Origin of the sequence: Waterburya agarophytonicola KI4 (assembly GCF_020640915.1) — a bacterium.
GTDB lineage: Bacteria > Cyanobacteriota > Cyanobacteriia > Cyanobacteriales > Xenococcaceae > Waterburya > Waterburya agarophytonicola.
The window spans coordinates 1-19530 of record NZ_JADWDC010000014.1 but is presented as its reverse complement, the minus strand read 5'-3'; the positions used below and the strand labels follow the sequence as shown (position 1 = coordinate 19530).

The 19530-nt window shown below is 39.4% G+C and carries 16 protein-coding genes; 11 read left to right on the top strand and 5 right to left on the bottom strand.

Going from position 1 to position 19530, the window contains the following annotated elements; all coding sequences use genetic code 11:
* Positions 1-54 precede the first annotated feature (54 nt).
* From I4641_RS07900 to I4641_RS07875, 6 genes are all read left to right on the top strand, one after another.
* Positions 55-1524, top strand: coding sequence for a DEAD/DEAH box helicase (locus I4641_RS07900; protein WP_229639940.1), 1470 nt, complete (start codon positions 55-57; stop codon positions 1522-1524).
* Between the two features lie 176 nt (positions 1525-1700).
* Complete coding sequence (gene thrC / locus I4641_RS07895) at positions 1701-2813, top strand: threonine synthase (RefSeq protein WP_229639939.1); 1113 nt, start codon at positions 1701-1703, stop codon at positions 2811-2813.
* Positions 2814-3199: 386 nt separating this feature from the next.
* The gene (gene trmFO, locus I4641_RS07890; protein WP_229639938.1) at positions 3200-4567 is read left to right on the top strand and encodes an FADH(2)-oxidizing methylenetetrahydrofolate--tRNA-(uracil(54)-C(5))-methyltransferase TrmFO; all 1368 of its coding nucleotides are present in this window, start codon (positions 3200-3202) and stop codon (positions 4565-4567) included.
* Between the two features lie 14 nt (positions 4568-4581).
* Positions 4582-4824, top strand: a complete 243-nt coding sequence (locus tag I4641_RS07885; protein ID WP_229639937.1) for a DUF8620 family protein — start codon at positions 4582-4584, stop codon at positions 4822-4824.
* 377 nt (positions 4825-5201) lie between these two features.
* Positions 5202-7265, top strand: a complete 2064-nt coding sequence (locus tag I4641_RS07880; protein WP_229639936.1) for a serine/threonine phosphatase — start codon at positions 5202-5204, stop codon at positions 7263-7265.
* A 42-nt stretch (positions 7266-7307) separates the two neighbouring features.
* A complete protein-coding gene (locus I4641_RS07875) occupies positions 7308-8543 on the top strand; it encodes an FHA domain-containing serine/threonine-protein kinase (protein WP_229639935.1) in 1236 nt (411 codons plus the stop codon).
* A 41-nt stretch (positions 8544-8584) separates the two neighbouring features.
* Here I4641_RS07875 and I4641_RS07870 read toward each other — a convergent pair whose 3' ends face one another.
* Positions 8585-8803, bottom strand: a complete 219-nt coding sequence (locus tag I4641_RS07870) for a DUF4327 family protein (RefSeq protein ID WP_304956524.1) — start codon at positions 8801-8803, stop codon at positions 8585-8587.
* A gap of 218 nt (positions 8804-9021) precedes the next feature.
* Here I4641_RS07870 and I4641_RS07865 point away from each other — a divergent pair, with 218 nt between their 5' ends.
* Positions 9022-10632 carry a S8 family serine peptidase gene (locus I4641_RS07865; RefSeq protein WP_229639933.1) on the top strand — a complete coding sequence of 537 codons (1611 nt, stop codon included), beginning with the start codon at positions 9022-9024 and terminating at the stop codon, positions 10630-10632.
* 46 nt (positions 10633-10678) lie between these two features.
* Here the strand turns inward: I4641_RS07865 and rplI are convergent, their stop codons facing one another.
* A complete protein-coding gene (gene rplI, locus I4641_RS07860; RefSeq protein ID WP_229639932.1) occupies positions 10679-11137 on the bottom strand; it encodes a 50S ribosomal protein L9 in 459 nt (152 codons plus the stop codon).
* 233 nt (positions 11138-11370) lie between these two features.
* Between rplI and sppA the strand changes: the two genes are divergently transcribed.
* Together sppA and aroH are read left to right on the top strand one after the other, a co-directional pair.
* Positions 11371-12195: a signal peptide peptidase SppA gene (sppA, locus tag I4641_RS07855; RefSeq protein WP_229639931.1), complete on the top strand. Its 825-nt coding sequence runs from the start codon at positions 11371-11373 to the stop codon at positions 12193-12195.
* 156 nt (positions 12196-12351) lie between these two features.
* Positions 12352-12741: a chorismate mutase gene (gene aroH, locus I4641_RS07850; RefSeq protein WP_229639930.1), complete on the top strand. Its 390-nt coding sequence runs from the start codon at positions 12352-12354 to the stop codon at positions 12739-12741.
* Here aroH and I4641_RS07845 read toward each other — a convergent pair.
* The gene (locus tag I4641_RS07845; protein WP_229639929.1) at positions 12730-13665 is read right to left on the bottom strand and encodes a pentapeptide repeat-containing protein; all 936 of its coding nucleotides are present in this window, start codon (positions 13663-13665) and stop codon (positions 12730-12732) included. The genes aroH and I4641_RS07845 overlap by 12 nt on opposite strands.
* A gap of 214 nt (positions 13666-13879) precedes the next feature.
* Between I4641_RS07845 and I4641_RS07840 the strand changes: the two genes are divergently transcribed.
* Positions 13880-15352: a leucyl aminopeptidase gene (locus I4641_RS07840; protein ID WP_229639928.1), complete on the top strand. Its 1473-nt coding sequence runs from the start codon at positions 13880-13882 to the stop codon at positions 15350-15352.
* A gap of 199 nt (positions 15353-15551) precedes the next feature.
* On the top strand, positions 15552-17225 hold the full coding sequence (locus tag I4641_RS07835; protein WP_229639927.1) for an iron uptake porin: 1674 nt from the start codon (positions 15552-15554) through the stop codon (positions 17223-17225).
* Between the two features lie 151 nt (positions 17226-17376).
* Here the strand turns inward: I4641_RS07835 and I4641_RS07830 are convergent, their stop codons facing one another.
* Positions 17377-18501: a D-alanine--D-alanine ligase family protein gene (locus I4641_RS07830; RefSeq protein WP_229639926.1), complete on the bottom strand. Its 1125-nt coding sequence runs from the start codon at positions 18499-18501 to the stop codon at positions 17377-17379.
* Between the two features lie 162 nt (positions 18502-18663).
* The gene (locus tag I4641_RS07825) at positions 18664-19314 is read right to left on the bottom strand and encodes a hypothetical protein (RefSeq protein ID WP_229639925.1); all 651 of its coding nucleotides are present in this window, start codon (positions 19312-19314) and stop codon (positions 18664-18666) included.
* Positions 19315-19530: the final 216 nt, after the last annotated feature.

The following is a 19530-nucleotide window of genomic DNA, read 5'->3' as shown; positions in this document are numbered from 1 at the left end:
TGGCACACAAACAGTTTTTTTAGAAACAACAACACAAAAAGTAAAGGAAAATCTATGACGACTACTTTCAAAGAATTAGGACTATCAGACGCTTGTGCAACTCAGTTAGAAAAACTGGGCTTTGAAGCACCAACGCAAATTCAACAAGACGCAATTCCAGCTTTATTAGAAGGCAAAGATATTGTCGGTCAATCCCAAACAGGGACGGGGAAAACGGCAGCATTTGCTCTACCCGCCCTAGAAATTGTAGATGCTGACGATAGAGCAGTACAAACTTTAATTCTTACTCCAACCAGAGAGCTAGCTCAACAAGTAGGCAAGGCAATTGATGACTTTGCCTCCAAAGAACAAAGAGTCTCTTCTTTGACTGTTTATGGCGGTCAATCCATCGAAAGACAAATCAGTCGCCTCCGTCGTGGCGTACAAATCGTTGTCGGGACTCCTGGGCGCGTAATCGATTTGCTAGAACGAGGCGAACTAAAATTAGACCAGTTGAAATTAGCAATTCTTGACGAAGCTGATGAAATGCTCAGTATGGGTTTCATCGATGATATTAAGAAAATCTTGCGCCGAACTCCCAAAGAAAGACAAACTGCTTGTCTGTCGGCAACTATGCCCAGAGAGATTAAAGATTTAATCAAAAACTTCTTAAATTCTCCTATTTACATCACAGTCAAGCAAAAAGACGCGGCCCCCGAACGCATCGATCAGCACGTCTACATGATTCCTCGTGGTTGGCAGAAAACTAAGGCACTTCAACCAATTTTGGAAATTGAAGAACCTGATTCAGCGATTATCTTTGTTCGCACTAAACGTACTGCTAGTGAGTTAACTAGTAAGCTCCAAGAAGCGGGACATAGTGTTGATGAATACCATGGCAACTTAAGCCAAATGCAGCGCGAGAGACTAGTCAAACGCTTCCGCGATGGCAAGGTCAAAATGGTTGTGGCTACAGATATTGCTGCTAGAGGATTGGACGTACAAGATCTGACTCACGTAATTAACTACGATCTGCCCGACAATACCGAAACTTATATTCACCGTATCGGTCGTACTGGTCGTGCGGGAAAAACAGGAACAGCGATCGCTCTAGTTCATGCAGGAGATCGTCGTACCCTAAAGCAAATCGAGCGACGTATACACGCCAAAATTGATATTGCCCAAATACCCAATCGAGCACAAGTAGAAGCCAAACGTATCGGCAAACTACAGGCGAAAATCAAAGAAACCTTGGCAGGGGAGAGAATGGCATCATTCCTACCTTTGGTCAGAGAATTGAGCGATGAATACGATCCTCAGGCGATCGCCGCAGCAGCACTGCAAATGGTCTACGATCGCGATTGTCCTAACTGGATGAAAGGAGAATGGGATATTCCTCAAGACAGTTACTCTAAGCCAGTAGTTAAAGGCAGAAGAGGTTCGGGTAACGTTCGTTCATCTCGTAAAGGTAGTAGCTATAACAAATCCAAGTCAGTTCCTAGAACTAAACCTCAAGTAAGATCTAGCGTAATTATTGAACAATAAATAACTTGCTCGTCAGCAGTTTTAAATCTGGAGTATAATTGACTATGCCAATCGCTTTTAAACTGTTGACGAGCACTTGTTGCGTACCAATAAATGGTTAAATAAGTTGTTGGCTACTTCCACAAAATGGAAGATCAAAGCTGATAGCTTATATTAAACGTTAACTGAAATAGCTCGTGACCCTTAGTATCCCCTCGACCAACTTATCTTATCCAAACGTTGCCAAAGCTGCGAATAACTGGCAGGGTTTGATTCAAACCTATCGCCCTTATTTACCTGTAAGTGAAAACACTCCTGTAGTCACCTTACTCGAAGGTAATACTCCCTTGATTCCAGCTCGCGCGATCGCTGCTAAGATTGGTCGTGGTGTAAAAGTTTATGTCAAATATGACGGTCTAAACCCCACTGGAAGTTTTAAAGATCGCGGTATGACTATGGCTATTTCTAAAGCCAAAGAAGAAGGAGCAACTGCGGTCATTTGTGCTAGCACGGGCAATACCTCTGCTGCTGCTGCTGCTTATGCCAAAAGAGCGGGGATGAAAGCATTTGTAGTAATTCCCGATGGCTATGTCGCTTTGGGTAAACTAGCTCAAGCCTTACTTTATGGTGCCGAAGTAATTGCCGTTGACGGTAACTTTGATGATGCCCTCAATATCGTCCGCCAGCTATCAGAAAACTACCCCGTCACTCTAGTCAATTCGGTTAATCCCTACCGTTTGCAAGGGCAAAAAACCGCAGCGTTTGAAATAGTTGATGTATTGGGTAATGCTCCCGATTGGTTGTGTATTCCTGTAGGCAATGCTGGTAATATCAGTGCCTATTGGATGGGTTTTTGCGAATATCATACCTCTGGAAAATCTTCTCGCTTGCCGAAAATGATGGGGTTTCAAGCTGCGGGGGCTGCTCCTTTAGTTTCAGGGGAGCCTATAGCAAATCCAGATACTTTGGCAACAGCAATTAGAATTGGCAATCCTGCTAATTGGCAAAAAGCAGTAGCAGTTAAGGAATCCAGCGGTGGTGAATTTAATCCTGTAACTGATGGGGAAATACTCGATGCCTATCGTTTTTTGGCATCGGAAGAGGGCGTGTTTTGCGAACCTGCTAGTGCTGCTTCGGTAGCAGGTTTATTTAAAGTAAAAGATAGAGTCCCCGATAATGCTAGTGTAGTGTGCGTTTTGACGGGAAATGGCTTAAAAGACCCCACTAGCGCGGTAGATCACAGTCTTAATGAATTGAAACAAGGAATTCCTTTAAATCTAGAAAAGGTCGCTGGGATTATGGGTTTTTAAAAAACTATTTGAGAATCCACAACCATCAACCATATATTTACTATTAATAATTAACAATTGAAAAAAACCGTGTATTAGTGGCTGCTAATACACAGTATTATTTACGACTTCACTGATATTGCTAAAATTACAGTCCTACAATTTTTTTAGGATGTTGTTATTAGCAACAAACTTAATGCGCTTCTAAACTAAATCTACTAAGTGTTTTCGTCATCAGTAAAACCACTGATTTAATAACAATTGGGAAATTGGAGGTAAATAAAGCAGTAAAACTGTTATAAAGAAGAGCAGTCGCCAGATATGAGATTTTTAAATTTATTTCTTTTCTTCTGTTTACTGAAATTCTACTAGTAGAATTAATGGACTAATAACTAGTAAATGAATACATGACAAATAATAGAGTAACCGTAATTGGTGGTGGTTTGGCAGGAACGGAAGCAGCATGGCAAATTGCCCAAGCAGGTGTGCCTGTAACTTTATACGAAATGCGTCCTGTAAGAACCTCTCCTGCTCACCACACTGAAGAATTAGCAGAATTGGTCTGTAGTAATTCTTTTGGTGCTAAAAATAGCGATCGAGCTGCGGGTTTACTCCACGAAGAATTACGTCGTTTAGGTTCGGGAGTCATTGCCACAGCAGATAAACACGCCGTTCTTGCAGGGGGTGCTTTAGCAGTAGATAGAGCCGTATTTAGCGGTGAGCTTACTCGTATGTTAGCCAATCATCCCTTAGTGGAATTGAAGAGGTCAGAAGTTACACAAATACCTCAAGATACTATTGTCGTATTAACCACTGGTCCTTTAACCAGTCCCCAATTGACGAACGAGCTACAAAAGTTTACGGGGATGGAATATATGAGCTTTTTTGATGCAGCTAGCCCGATTATTGTGGGAGAGTCTATCGATAAAGATGTTGCCTTTCTAGCCTCCCGCTACGACAAAGGAGAAGCAGCCTATCTCAATTGCCCCATGAACAAAGAGCAATATCTCCAGTTTTATCAAGCATTGTGCCAAGCAGAGCAAGCAGAATTAAAAGATTTTGAAAGAGAAACTGCCAAGTTTTTTGAAGGTTGTCTGCCCATTGAAGAACAGGCGCGAAGGGGTGAAGATACCATGCGTTATGGACCTCTAAAACCAGTCGGTTTATTCGATTCTCGTCTTGGTGATTTTCGCGCTCCAGAAAATCAAGGCAAGCGTCCTTATGCCATCGTGCAGCTACGCCAAGAAGATAAAGCAGGACAACTTTGGAATATGGTTGGCTTTCAAACCAATCTCCGTTGGGGCGAGCAAAAAAGAGTTTTTCGTTTGATTCCAGGCTTAGAAAATGCCGAATTTGTGCGAATGGGAGTCATGCACCGCAATACGTTTATTAATTCTCCCCAATTGTTAGAACCGACATTACAGTTTAAAACCAACAACAACATATTGGCAGCGGGTCAATTGGTCGGTACAGAGGGTTATACCGCAGCAGCAGCAGGGGGATGGTTAGCTGGTACAAATGCCGCGCGTTTAGCCTCGGGAAAACAGCCCCTAGCAATGCCTGAAACTACTATGATGGGAGCGTTGTTTGAATTTATTAGCTCTGCTTCCCCCAAACATTTTCAACCGATGCCGCCTAATTTTGGGATTATTCCGAGCTTACCTACTAGAGTAAAAAATAAAAGAGAAAGATATGGCAAATATCGCGATCGCTCTTTAGCCGATTTGGCTACCTGGAAGCAGTCTTTAACACCAGAGGCAATAGTAGTTAATTAAAGCAGTTACAACATATGAAAGAACAAATAGTTACTTGGTTAAATCGTATTCTTATTGCCGATGTATTTCTAGTTTTCTTCGGGTTTATTTGGTTTGCGATCGCAGTAATCGGTCGCTATCTCAATATTCCTCTGGGTTTTGATATTTGGTATCGGCTTTGGCTGCCAGTTTTTAATCCTGCGATCGGGATTCTCTTTTTAGGTGCATTTACTACCTGGTCGATCGATAAAATTACTAGTAAATTTGGCTCAAAATAAATTGTGTAAAGTCTCAAAAATCAATTTAAAACTAGGGTAAAGCAATCTTAGCTAATAGCTTGAAGAGTAATGCTTTCTATCTTACTAATTCAATCTCCAACATTCAAAAAGGGATTGCCAAAACAAGACGATGAGCTAAGATTGCAAATATAATTATGTTATTTTTTAACCCTAGCTAATTATGTAATTCAAACTAACTTATTTCGTCAATCTATTCTGGTTGTTTTTTAAACTAGCCAGAACAGTACTATGCGCTTAAAAATAACGATATAACCGTAATCAGTAAAAATACTAACACACTCAAATAATTGAAACATAAAAACTAAAAAACATTTGAATCAATATAGGCAAAAATTATATTTCAAGGAAAATGCACTATGCTTATTTGTCCTCAGTGTGAATTTGAAAATCCAGAAGACCATAAATATTGTCAAAGTTGTGGAATCTCTTTGACAGACAAAATATGTTGCCAGTGTCGAGAAAATATTCCCATTGAAGCGAAAATTTGTAGTTTTTGCAATGCTGTAAACCATACTATTTTGTGGGCAGTTATTGCTCAGAAAATAGTTATCGAAGAATCTGAAGATAGAGAAAAAAATCAAATTACAAATGATATTGTCCCCGAAGAAAAAAAAATAGAAATTGATAACTTAAGCGATTTTTTTACCAAAAATCCCGATCGAGCAATACCAGGTCTTAAAATTCAGGCTAATAGCGAAACAATTTCCAGTCGCTATGAAGCAGAAGATGAGCCAAGTCCTATTCCATATCTTCAAACAACGGCAGATAGTCTCAACAAAACAATACTTCAGGGAAAAGTAATTGATAAATATCCCTTGCAAAAATCCCATTTAGCAACCTTGCAAAAACAGCAAATGGATTTATTTGCCGAACTAAGTCAAGATTTAAGTAATTCATATCTATCTGTGACTCAATACTGGAATTTGGTGGGAGTTCCAACTCACGCTTTACCCTATCTGATTTTGGAAAAATATACTCCAACAATTCCCAAGATATATGATGCTTGGCAACAGAGAGATAGAGGAGTGGTTTTATTACCAGATCGATCTCAATGGAAATTAATGACCGAACTGTGGTCGCAGCAAAAACTACCACTGTTACAAATTATTTGGTTTCTAGATGAAATGGCAAAACTTTGGGAGCCTTTACATCAAATTAGCTGCGCTCAAAGTTTACTAGTTAATGATAATTTACGCATAGATGAAGATCAATCATTCTGTTTTCAGCAGCTATATATGGATTCCATCGACAATCCCCCAAATCTTAAAGATCTAGTCACTGCTTGGCAATTATGCTTTGCCGAGTCTAATTTAGATTGTATAGATAATCTCAACCAATTATTAGATCGAGTAATCTCGGGAGAGATTATTGAAGTAGAACAGCTAAGATTAGAGCTTCACAATCTCGGTCTTGGTGAAGACGAAATTGAGTCCTTTGATATTCATTCAAATTATCACAGCGTGAACATTCCTCAACCCGAATCCAACAATATCGAACCCCATAACGATTTAGAAAATACCAAAGAACAAAGCTTCTTTGACGAAGCAGACAATGACATGATTTACAGTAGTGAGTTTGAAGAACAAGCTACCGCCATGATTCCCATGGAGTTACGCTGTATTAACAATGCTAGCTGTACGGATATTGGTTCTCAACGAGATCATAACGAAGACTTTTTTGGAATGAGAACTGTAATTGAAGAAACGGAAAACAATACGGATAGTAGTTTAAACGTTAATGGTTTATATCTAGTTTGTGACGGTATGGGAGGACACGCTGCTGGAGAAGTTGCCAGTGCGATGGCAGTAGAAAGTCTGCAAAAATATTTCAAAACTCAATGGCAAGGAGATTTACCAGATCGCGAAACCATTGAACAAGGAATATTATTAACTAATGAAACTCTCTATCAAACCAATATAGATAACTCTCGTTCTGGCAGCGGTAGAATGGGGACGACTCTGGTGATGGCTTTGCTACACAATACCCGTATGGCGATCGCTCATGTAGGAGATAGTCGTATTTATCGCATCACCCGCAAACAAGGATTAGAACAACTCACCCTAGACCATGAAGTCGGTCAACGAGAAATCAATCGTGGTGTTGAGCCAGATATCGCCTATGGTAGACCCGATGCCTATCAACTAACTCAGGCATTAGGACCGCGAGAAAATAATTATGTGCGACCTGATATTCAATTTATGGAAATTACCGAAGATTGCTTGCTCTTGCTTTGTTCGGACGGTCTTTGTGATAACTACCTCCTAGAAGAAAATTGGCAACAATATCTCAAGCCTTTAATCAGTTCTGATACCAATCTTCAAGAGGGACTATTTGACTTGGTAAATTTTGCCAATGAATATAACGGTCATGACAACATTACTGCCATACTAGTTAGAGTTAAGTTAAAGCCTGATTTTTAGAGACCATAACTAGCTTGCTTATTTAATCGATAATTGTCCAATATGGTCATTTTTACCCTCTTAGAACCCCAAACAAATCACCCCCTACAACAGTGGGAATTTTCCGATCTCTCGCTAATTCGTATTGGTCGCGCTCAAAATAACGATATTGTTCTCCATGGCTATTTTCAGGTTTCTCGTCAACATTTAGAATTAACTCTAATTGATGTTCAATCCGAAGAGTGGCAGCTAACTAGCAGAGGGACAAACGGCACGTTACTCAACAATGAATTTGTCACAGAAGCTGTTGTCAAACACGGAGATCTAATTAGACTGGCAGAAAATGGTCCAGTATTTAAGTTTGAATTAGAATCTTATTTAGCCAAAAACCAACAAGTAGAGTTAGAAAAAACTAATATTCTAGAAATTGCTACTGCTTGTGTTCATCAAGATAACCCAGACGGAAGCATATTTTGTCGACATTGCGGTCAACCGATAGTTGAAGAAGAAAATTTTGTAGGTTCGTATCAGATTTTGCGGACTCTCGGTAGAGGAGGTATGGGAACTACCTATCTAGCTTGGGATCGCAATCGTACGGTGCAAAATGCACCCATGCTATTGGTTCTCAAAGAAATGAATGCAGACATGGCTCGTATTCCTAAAGCTAGGGAATTATTTGAAAGAGAAGCTCGAATTCTAAAATCTTTAGAACATCCTGGCATTCCTCAATATTATGATTTCTTTGTGGAGAACGATCGCAAATATCTTGTCATGGAGTTAATTCATGGTCACAATTTAGAACAGTTTGTCAATCAACGGGGAGCAACCGACCCAGATAGAACAATTAAATGGATGATGCAAATTTGCGAAGTAGTAGAATATCTTCATAACCTAGAACCACCTTTGGTACACCGAGATATAAAACCTGCTAATCTAATGCTACGTAACTTAGATAGTCGCTTGATGTTACTAGATTTTGGTGCGGTTAAAGAATTAGGTACTGCTTTAGAAACTCGCATCGGAGTCGAGGGCTACAGCGCGCCAGAGCAATATCGTGGCAAACCTTGTCCTCAATCGGATATATATGGCATTGGAACAACCATCATTTTCCTGTTAACAGGAGAAGCACCCATGCAATATTATCGCTACCAAAGTAATAAATTTGAATTTAACATTGAAAGCATTCCCAATTTACCGACTAATTTAGGCAAGGTACTTAATATTGCTTGTCAACCAGAGCCAAGAGATCGCTATCAAACAGCACAAGAATTGTCTGAGGCTCTGGCTAACTGTCTTTAAAATCGCTGTTGGTTTGATTATAAAATGGCTATAGCTATTAATTAATCTTCGTCCCAATCTTCAACAGCTAATAACTCTTGAATTTGGTCTTGAGAGGTGAAATCGAAATCTAGTAATTCATTTTTCCAATACGACCAATCATTACCCAAAAGAAGGGCAATTTTACCAATGCGATCGCCTGGTTGGATTATGTTGGATTCTACCAAGGAAGATACCTTGCGTTGCAATTTCATCATTGGATGCGCAACTTGCTTTGTCATACGCTCAACTTTGCCTACTATGATATGTTGGTTTAATAGTTTATTAGGGTCTGGCTTTCTGCTTGGCTTTACCTTTTTGGGTCTTAGCCTGAAGGAGTTCAGATTAACCTGACATACTTTTTAGCTTATAGTACACCATTTTGGCAAGTATTTATCACAATAATTACGGTAATTACGATATAAGGTGAGGAAATCCGATAATAAAATGCAGTTAAATTATGAATAAAAAAGTAAGATTGCTGGTTTATTTGGGAATTATTATGGGATCGTTTTCTCCTGCTTTGGCATTGAATGATTCTATTGGCGAACAAGGTGTCAATGCTCGTCGCTTACACTTAAAACCATATAATTTATTGGGTCGAAAAATTGGTATTGGTCAAGTAGAAGTAGGTCGTCCTGTCAAATTAGGCAAAGATAAAGCTGCTAACTCCCTCAAAGTCATTTCCCCCAATACGGTTTTTTATCGTAACAGTCCCCCCGTTGCTGACAAAAATGTTGACGACCATGCCAGCATGGTTGCAGAGGTCATGATTGCTAGAGACAAGCACCTTCAAGGTATTGCTCCGATGGCAAAGTTATACGCTTCGGCAGTAGGCTCTCTCAACGAAGGAGGGCAAGCTCAAGAGTGCTTGGCAAGTGAGCATATTGCTCGACAAAATAGTGGAGATATCCGAGCAATTAACTTTAGTTTTGGCGAATCTCTAGAGCGAGATGAAAGAGAGAATGCTCGTTTGGATGGTAAGGCTTTATTAACATCTTGTATTGACTGGTCGGCACAAAAGCATGATGTTTTGTATGTAATTGCAGGCAATCAAGGTAAAGGAGGAATTCCCATCCCTACGGATAATTTTAATGGAATTACGACTGCATATACCACCAAAAGAAAAGGGGTTTTTAATAAGGTAGATTTTGCTAATTTGAGCGATCTTCCTGTCGGAATCGGACGCAGCTTTATCAAAAAAGAAATTAATTTTGGCATCAGACGAGCTATTAGTTTACTTGCCCCTGGGGGACAAATTGCTGTTTACAATCAACAAGGTGAGATAGAAAAGGTTAGCGGGACAAGTTTTGCTGCTCCTCACGTTACAGGTGCAGTAGCGCTGTTGCAGGAATATGGAGATCGCCGTTTGCGGGAAAGCAAGAATAATCCTAGTCTAGAGCGAGATTCGGATTGGAGTTTAGATTCTCGTCGTCATGAAGTAATGAAAGCTGTATTGCTCAATTCTGCTGATAAAATAGTTGACTCTGGTGATGGTATCTTGCTGGGTATGCAGCGCACTATATTGGGAGAAAAAAACCATAGTTGGTTAGATTCTGATGCTTATCAAAACCCCCGCGTTCCTTTAGATATGCAGATGGGTACGGGACAGCTTAACGCCTGGCGTGCTTATCGCCAATTTAGTGCGGGACAAGCAGTTAAAAATAAGTCTATTGCTTCGATGGGCTGGGATTACAATCAAGTATCAGCAAATAATTATCAAGAATATTTTTTAGAGAAACCTCTGATGGGAGGAAGTTATGCTGCGATAACTCTTGTTTGGGATCGTTTGGTAACGCTCAATGATTTTAATCGCAATCAAAAGTACGATGAAGGGGAAACTTTTCGCGATCGCGGTTTGAATAATTTAGATGTTTATCTCATACCGATAGATGAGGAAAGCAATATGCGTAATGTATGCTCCTCTTCTAGTCCCGAAGACAGTATAGAACATATCTTTTGTCCTATTCCCACCACAGGACGTTATAAAATTCGCGTTTACCATCGCCACCAAATTAATGAACCAGTACAAAATTACGGTTTAGCCTGGTGGACAGTCGGGAAAGAATGAAGATAAAGGAATTCTACAGTTTCCTTGTTCCTCATTCCTCACTCTTTTAAAGCGGTACAACTTGAAATTCAACAGTAGCGACAACTTCGGGGTGTAACTTAACTGTTGCTTGATAATCTCCAGTAGTGCTAATATCGGGAACTTCAATACCGCGACGATCTACTTCGATACCCGCTTGCTCTTTAATTACATCAGCGATTTCTTGAGTAGTAACAGTACCAAAGATCGAGTTTTCTTCCCCGACTTTTTTGCGGATACTTAACTTACCAATAGTTTTAAAAGCAACTTTTTTGTTTTCTGCTGCCTGTTTCTCAGCCAGTTTTAACTGTCTTTCTTTTTCTCTTCTAATTTCTACTTGTTTAATGATTCCTTTGGTTGCCAAACTTGCCAAACCTTGAGGAACGAGGTAGTTACGTGCGTAACCAGGAGCAACATCTACTAGATCGCCATTATTACCCAGTTTGCTAACACTTTGATTTAAAACTACGGATATGCGTTTTGCCATTTTTTCTTAAACTCTCCTATATTGATTGCATTTCAATGGGGCGGTTGGGGTGCTAACCTCAGAACTTCTTATTATATCAGCCTTATTTACAGAAAGTATTTTTTGCAGAGCGACAGATTTATCTATCCAGATCGAGATCGGTTAGAATTCAAAATGGAATCAGCAATGGATAATTAATAATTGATTGCCCTTGTTAATTGACTCATAACTACATATATTTGACACTTTATTTAATGATCTGGCCGTTCAACAAAAACAAAAAACAAATTGCACGAATTGAAATCACTGGTGCGATCGCTTCAGAAACGCGCAAACAAGTCCTTAAAGCTTTTAAAACCATTGAAGAAAAAAAATTTCCTGCCTTACTGTTGCGGATCGATTCTCCTGGGGGGACAGTAGCAGATTCTCACGAAATTTTTACTGCTCTACAACGGTTACAGTCAGATAAAGACGTTAAAGTAGTCGCCAGCTTTGGTAATATTTCTGCTTCAGGAGGGGTATATATTGGTGTAGGAGCAAAACATATTGTTTCCAATCCAGGCACAATTACGGGCAGTATTGGAGTCATTTTAAGGGGTAACAATTTAGAACGTTTATTAGATAAAGTGGGAGTATCGTTTAAAACGATCAAATCTGGCCCCTACAAAGATATCTTGGCATTTGATCGCCAAACAACCAAAGAAGAAGAAGATATTTTACAGCAGCTAATTGATGTCAGCTATAGTCAATTTGTGGGTACTGTAGCCAAAGGACGAGGGCTAGATGAAGATGTAGTCAGATCCTTTGCCGACGGTCGAGTATTTACGGGAGAACAGGCTCTCGAATTGGGTTTAGTAGATCGTTTGGGTACAGAAGAAGATGCTCGTCGTTGGGCAGCAGAATTGGCAGGATTAGACCCCGACAAAACCGAATGTTTCAACATAGAAGAGCCAAAACCATTTATCAATCGCTTTATCCCTGGTAGAAGTCAAACCAAAACTGGGATCGGTATGACGATCGACTCCTTGCAATTCGACCTGGCAACTAATGGTTTACCTTTATGGTTGTATCGACCCTAATCAAGAGATCGTTGAATAACTCTTAACTCACAGTTGGCAGTATTTAGAAAATTAGTAGTCAATCAGTGAATAATTGTGAATTGTGCATTGTTAATTGTTAACTGATAATGATGTGGTGTTGAATAATTAAAAACAGGATTAGGGGGGAATAAAATAGTGGAGTGGAAAGTACGAGGCATTCGCGGGGCAACGACTGCGAGCAATAATACACCAGGGGCAATTACAGATGCCGTCAACGAACTACTAGAAGAAATTGAAACTCATAATCAATTTCAGCCAGACGATATAGTTTGTGTCTTTTTCACTACCACTGCCGATCTTGATGCAATTTTTCCTGCTGCTGTTGCCAGAAAACGTCCTGGTTGGAATTATGTCCCCCTAATAGATCTGCAACAAATGCACGTTCGAGGAAGCCTACAACGCTGTATTAGGCTTCTAATTCAAATTAATACTTATTCTTCTCAATCCCAAATTGTCCATCGTTATTTGCGCGATGCTCAAGCTCTTCGACCAGATTTAGATACTTCTTTTACCCTAAATAATTAACTTCATACCCCAACTAGCGGGGTCGAAGTCAGGATCGAATGAAGTTTCTGAACTATAAGAAGCCCCTTCAAAATTAGCACCATGAACTTTCACCTGACGCAAATTTGCTCCCGAAAAACAAGCATTAACAAAATAACCATCTCTAAGATCGGCTTCAGTCAAATTAGCCTGTTTAAAATTAGAACCTTCTAAATGAGCATCGGTAAGATTTACTCGATCCATGGAAGCTGATTCAAAATCGACGTCTTTCAAAATCGCTTTTTCTAAATTAGCATGGCTCAAGTTGACTAGTTTCAAGGAAGAATTACTCAAATTAGCTTGTTTCAATTCTGCTTCAGCTAAATTAGAGTTATTTAGATTAACTCCTTTGAGAGTTACATTATTGAGCTTAATTCTTTTCAATTGCGATCGCTGAAAATCGGTTTCTCCTCGAATATAGTTTTTTAATAGTTCGTAGGGACTAGCAAAAGAAGCTGTATCGGATAACTTTTGCTTATTATCAGAAGCTAATAAATTTCTGACAAAAAAATCAACTGTTTCTTTCTTGATTAAGCCTTTTTGTACTGCTAAATGATGAAATCTGATTTTTTCAGTACTTTTCTTGCGTTCTTCTAAAATATGATAAATTTGATTTTCATCAAGTAATCTAGCTTGTCTAAAATAATAAACTAAAGGATGTTTTTGCTGTTGTTCTACTAGTTCGTACCATTGTTCGACAAAAAAATCGGCAGTTTCTTGTTTTATCCAACCACGAGATGCCAAAATCTCACCAATTTTCGTTTCAGGATTATTGATAATTTGGTCTCGTAAAGCAAGTTCTATTTGTTGGGCTGAAATCAAACCCGCTTCACCTAAAAGTTGCCCGAGTGGTTTTTTGGCACTAGGTTTTGACCCAAAAGAATTATGAGACGAAGAATGATTCATAATTTTGAAAAAAACAGCCCAACTTTCTAATATTGACGATCAATCATTAAATAGAACTCTTGCTCTGTAAATTCTAATCTCCCTCCCCAAAGACAAGCAACAGTAGAAATACTTTAATTTATAGAGCGAAAAACAATCTGGCTTGTAGACTCGATCGCTATTATAGATAAACTGAGATATAGTTACTTCACACATAAGGATAAATTAGATAAGGATGCAAATTTTAGCAACCGCTACCGCATTATTAGATTGGACTGGCGATCTACTTGCCGTTGGGATCTTAGAAGGTGAAACGGAGCTATCAGGAGATTTAGCGACACTAGACAAGCAATTAGCAGGTACAATTTCAGAATTAATTGCTGATGAAGAATTTGACGGAAAATCTGGCAGTAGTGTCGTCGGTCGCGTTGGAGGCAAAAATCCCGTCCGTAAGATTGCTTTGATTGGTTTAGGCAAAGCCGAAGACTTAAAATTGGATACTTGGCGCAGTGCAGCAGCAGCGATCGCTCGTTTAGCAACTAAAGAGAAAACTTTGGCAATTAGTTTGCCCGTAGTTTCTGAGTCTCCCGCAACCCTCGCACAGACAATTACCGAAGCAATTATTCTCGCCCTTCATCAAGACAATCGTTTTAAGTCCGAACCTGAAGATAAGCAGCCAAAATTAGAGAAAATAGAATTAATTGGTCTAATAGGGCAAGAAGAAGCTATTTCCAAGGCAGAAACTATAATATCTGGCGTAATCTTAGCCCGAGAATTAGTTAACGCTCCCGCTAACGAAGTTACCCCAGTTACAATGGCTCAAACAGCCCAGCAACTAGCCCAAGAGTACGGTCTGGAGGTAAAAATTCTCGAACAGTCAGACTGCGAAAACTTTCAACAAGGTATGGGCGCATACTTAGGAGTTGGCCAAGCTTCCGATATTCCTCCTAAGTTTATCCACTTAACTTATAAACCTTCTGGTACGGCTAAACGTAAACTGGCTATTGTGGGTAAAAGCGTTACTTTTGATTCTGGTGGATTGAATCTAAAACCCAGTGGTAGCGGAATCGAAACGATGAAAATGGATATGGGTGGCGGTGCAGCAACTTTAGGGGCAGCCAAAGCGATCGCTAGGTTAAAACCCGACGTAGAAGTTCACTTTATCTGTGCTGCTACAGAAAACATGATCAGCGGTCATGCCATGCACCCAGGAGATATCTTAAAGGCTTCTAATGGTAAGACTATTGAAGTTAATAATACTGATGCAGAAGGACGATTAACTCTGGCAGATGCTTTAGTTTATGCTGAAACTCTAGAAGTAGATGCGATCGTCGACTTGGCAACCTTGACTGGTGCTTGTATTGTTGCATTGGGTAATGATATCGCTGGTCTGTGGAGTACGGACGAAGCTCTAGCAGAAGAAATGAAAAACGCGGCGGAAATGGCAGGAGAAAAATTCTGGCAATTGCCAATGGAAGAAAGATATTTTGAAGGTCTAAAGTCACAAATTGCTGATATGAAAAATACTGGACCTCGTCCTGGTGGATCGATTACTGCTGCTTTATTTCTCAAACAATTTATCAAAGACACTCCTTGGATGCACTTAGATGTAGCTGGCCCTGTTTGGGCTGATTCTGCTAATGGAGTAAATAACAAAGGAGCAACAGGATTTCCTGTCAGAACTTTAGTTAATTGGATTACTAGTTAGATTTAAGCGACTTTGTGTCAATTTGATTGATGGTTTTCACTTAAATATTAACAACCATAAATTTACACTGCGATTCTGAAAAAGCGTATCTTCCGATACAAAAAAAATAGATATCGTTGCTAAACTTTGTTATGGCCTGTGAGTATTTGAAACTTGTAATAGAATACTCCAGCCAAAAACTTTTTTAGGTGTGAGAAAAATGTCAAAATTAATCCGTAATCTACTGTTAGTAGCTCCTGCGGCAGTCAGCTTGGTCATAGGATCTCAGTTGTCTGCTTCTGCTCAGTCCGTTTCAGATATCAATAATGGTAGTCAATTACTCAATCAAATCAATAGTTACAGCCAAGAAGGAAAAGGAACATCGCGCAATCAAGTAACCAATGTTAACCAATTGAGAGACGTATCCCCTACAGATTGGGCTTACGAAGCACTACGCTCTCTTGTAGACCGCTACGGTTGTATTTCTGGTTTTCCCAATCAAACTTATCGTGGCACTCAACCCCTATCTCGTTATGAGTTTGCTGCTGGTTTGAATTCCTGTCTAAACCAAATTGAGCGTTTAATTGCTTCTCAAGATCAAGTATCATCTGAAGATATAGATACGATTAACCGCTTATCCCAAGAATTTGAAGCAGAGTTAGCTACTATTGGCGGTCGCGTTGACGAAATCGAAAGTCGTACCGCAGTACTGGAAGACAGTCAATTCTCTACTACTACCAAACTAGAGGGTGAAGTAGTTTTTGGTCTTAGTAGCGAATTTGGCAGTTCTGATTTTAATGAATTGGTTTTCCAAGATAGAGTACGTTTAGCATTTGTATCTAGTTTCTTTGGAGAAGATGCCCTATATACTCGTATTGATGCTGGTAATGCTACAGCAGGTTTCAACACTACTGTTGAGGTGGGTGAAGGTGCTACGGCTACTGAAATTCCTACTCCACTAGAAACTGGTGGCTTAACCTACAATTTTGATAATGGTAATAATATCGAGATTGGTTGGTTAGCTTACTATTTCCCTATCGGAGATAAAATTGATGTTTACTTACCTGCTGCTTTTCCTTTATGGGTAGATTTTGCTCCCTCTTTGAGTCCTTACTTAGACTCTTTCACTGGCGCAAGCGGTTCTCTTTCCAGTTTTGCTGAATCTAGTCCCATCTACAAAATCGGCTTATCTGCTGGTGGTGGTGTAGGTTTTAACTTCAATCCAATAGAGGCTGTTACTATCAGTGCTGGTTACTTTGGTGGTGATTCTTTCAACCCTATTGGTGCTGATGATGGTGGTTTGATTAATGAAGAATATTCTGCTCTAGGACAAATTGCGTTTAGCTTCCTTGATGACAAGCTACAACTTGCAGGTACTTATGTTCTAGGTCAATTTGGTGCAGGTAGTAACGAAATTTTTGACTTGGGTGTAGGTACTGCTAATGCGACTCAGCCTTTTGGCGGTGGTACAAAAGTTGCTGCTAACTCTTACGGTGTAGAAGCTGCTTTCCAACTTAGTGACTTTGTCGCTGTCAACGCCTTTGGGATGTTTACTGATGCTCAAGAAGCAGCAGGTAGCGAAGATGCAGAAATTATTTCTTATGGTGTTGGTCTTTCTTTCCCCGATCTTGGTAAAGAGGGTAACTTGGCTGCGATCTTTGCTGGTGCAGAACCTTATGTAAGTGGTACATCCATTACTCGGATCAACGAAAATGGCGAAGAAGAGGAAGCTACTGAAGATGCTCCCATTCACATTGAAGGTTTGTACAAATACCAGTTCAACGACAACATTTCCATAACTCCTGGGGTTGTTTATATCATCAATCCTAACGGTGGGGAAGCTGACGAAGAAGACGCTATTGTTGGAGTTCTAAGAACTACCTTTACTTTCTAGAAAATAGAAAAACATAGTTTTTGGTTTTTAGCAATTCATAGACGACGAACCCAACCGCAGTTACTTGTTTATCAATTAACTGCGGTTTTACTTTATGGTGACAAGTTAATCTTAAATCCGAATAAAACCAATATTGCAAGAGGTCTAATAGTTAGTTGGCATTGTTTTCGTTATAACGCTCTACTGCAAAGCCAATCAGATTATCCACTAACTGGGGGAAAGAAACGCCTGTAGCTGCCCAAAGTTGAGGATACATACTTGTAGCGGTAAAGCCAGGAAGGGTATTTATTTCGTTGATAAAGACTTCTCCTGTCTCTTCGACATAAAAGAAATCAACCCGAGAAAGTCCAGCAGCGTCAACGGCGATAAATGCTTGAGTTGCCATCTCTTGAATCTTAGTTACAACATCAGGAGAGAGATCCGCAGGAATGTGTAATTGGGCTGCGCCTTCGGTATACTTGGTTTCATAGTCATAAAAGTCGCTCTCGAAGGTGATTTCTCCCACTACGGAAACTTTGGGGTTATCGTTACCCAATACAGCACATTCGACTTCTCTAGCGGTTACTCCTGCTTCTACTACGATACGGCGATCATAACTGGCAGCATTATCTAAAGCCTCTTCTAATTCCCCACGCGATCGCACTTTGGCAATACCAACAGAAGAACCAAGGTTAGCTGGTTTGACAAAACAAGGATAGTCTAATTTGGCTTCAATATCATCGCACAATTTAGGAAAGATACAGGGGCTAGAATAGACTTGCGATCGATTAACTGCAACGTATTTTACTTGGGGTAAACCTGCTTGAGTAAACGCCATTTTCATGGCAATCTTGTCCATACCTAAAGCAGAACCCAATACCCCAGAACCCACAAAGGGAACGTTCATGAGGCTAAGTAAACCTTGTACCGTGCCATCTTCTCCATTAGGACCATGTAAGATAGGAAACCAGACATCTATTTCAGAATAGCTAAAGTTTTGTTCGGAGGGAGTAAGGGATGAAAAACCTGTAACCGCTAGGTTATTGTTATCTTCCTTGACAACAGTGGTTTTTCTTTTTTCTGTTAGTAACAAGGGTTCGCCCGACTCTAATACTTGTTGTGCTAAATTGCTAGATTGCCACGTACCATTTTTGTCGATGTATACGGGGAGAACTTCGTATTTAGTTTTGTTTTCGTCTTGTTGTAAAGCTGATGCGATCGCTCTGGCTGAAGTAATCGATACTTCATGTTCTCCCGAACAACCACCGAATAGTAAACCAACTTTTTGCTTTGCCATATCATATCCCCAAAATCTCTTTTAGATGCTACATCATCTTTTAGTTTTTGGTTGAATGTTGGATTGTTTTTTAATTTGATCGATAAACAGCGAAAAGCTAATAGCCAACAGCTAAAAGCTTTTTATACAACTATTAACACTTTTTATCTAAATAAAAATTAATTATTGATGTCCCCAATCTTCAATTCCTAAAGTTTTAGGAGATATCCAAAGAGATTCATTTTGTTTTTGGCTATAACGAGATAAACGTCGGCGAGATTTTAAGGTTTCTCGAACGACATATCTAAACCATTGATTGATATCGGCACCAGCTTGATAGGGATCGATTAAAGCTTCTTCGGCAATATCTAAGATCGTCTGGACTAAATCGGAAATTTCAAGTTCTAGATAGCGAAAATAAGAGTTTGATTCTTCTTCCCAATGGGGTAAAGTTTCATCACCAACGCCCATATTTCTCGACAATTCAATTAGATCGTAGTGATCGGTATACCAAACGTTTTGATATTCCATATCAGGAAAAATATTAGCTTTACTTGCCAAAATATCAATGATACAGATCACTATAGTATTAATTTTGACTTCTTCTGCCGAAGTATAGTGTTCTTTAATTCTGGCACGCAAGATTTGTGCTAATTCAGTATATCTTTCTTGGGCAATCAAACGAGCTTCTTGATAATTTTTCTTGGCTAGGGAAGAAAATTTATCATGTTCAGTTTTGGGTAAATTATTATGTCTTTTACGTGCTTTTTGTAATTGAGGATTGTAGGTAGCTTCTTGTATAGTTAATGGTCGAAATAATTTTAGTAGGAACATAATAATTTACTATTGATAAATACCTCAAAAGTCAAAGCAAAAACCTTAATTTGCTTTAATGGTTGTATGTTTAAATGATTACTTAAATTCCTCAGACTATATATGATTTCGATCGCTTTATTGGTAGATCTATATCGAAAGATTAATTGCTAAAAACCTGCCTGCCTGACACATTTATTTAAACGAAGCTAAATATTTGAACATTTTACTTCTGAA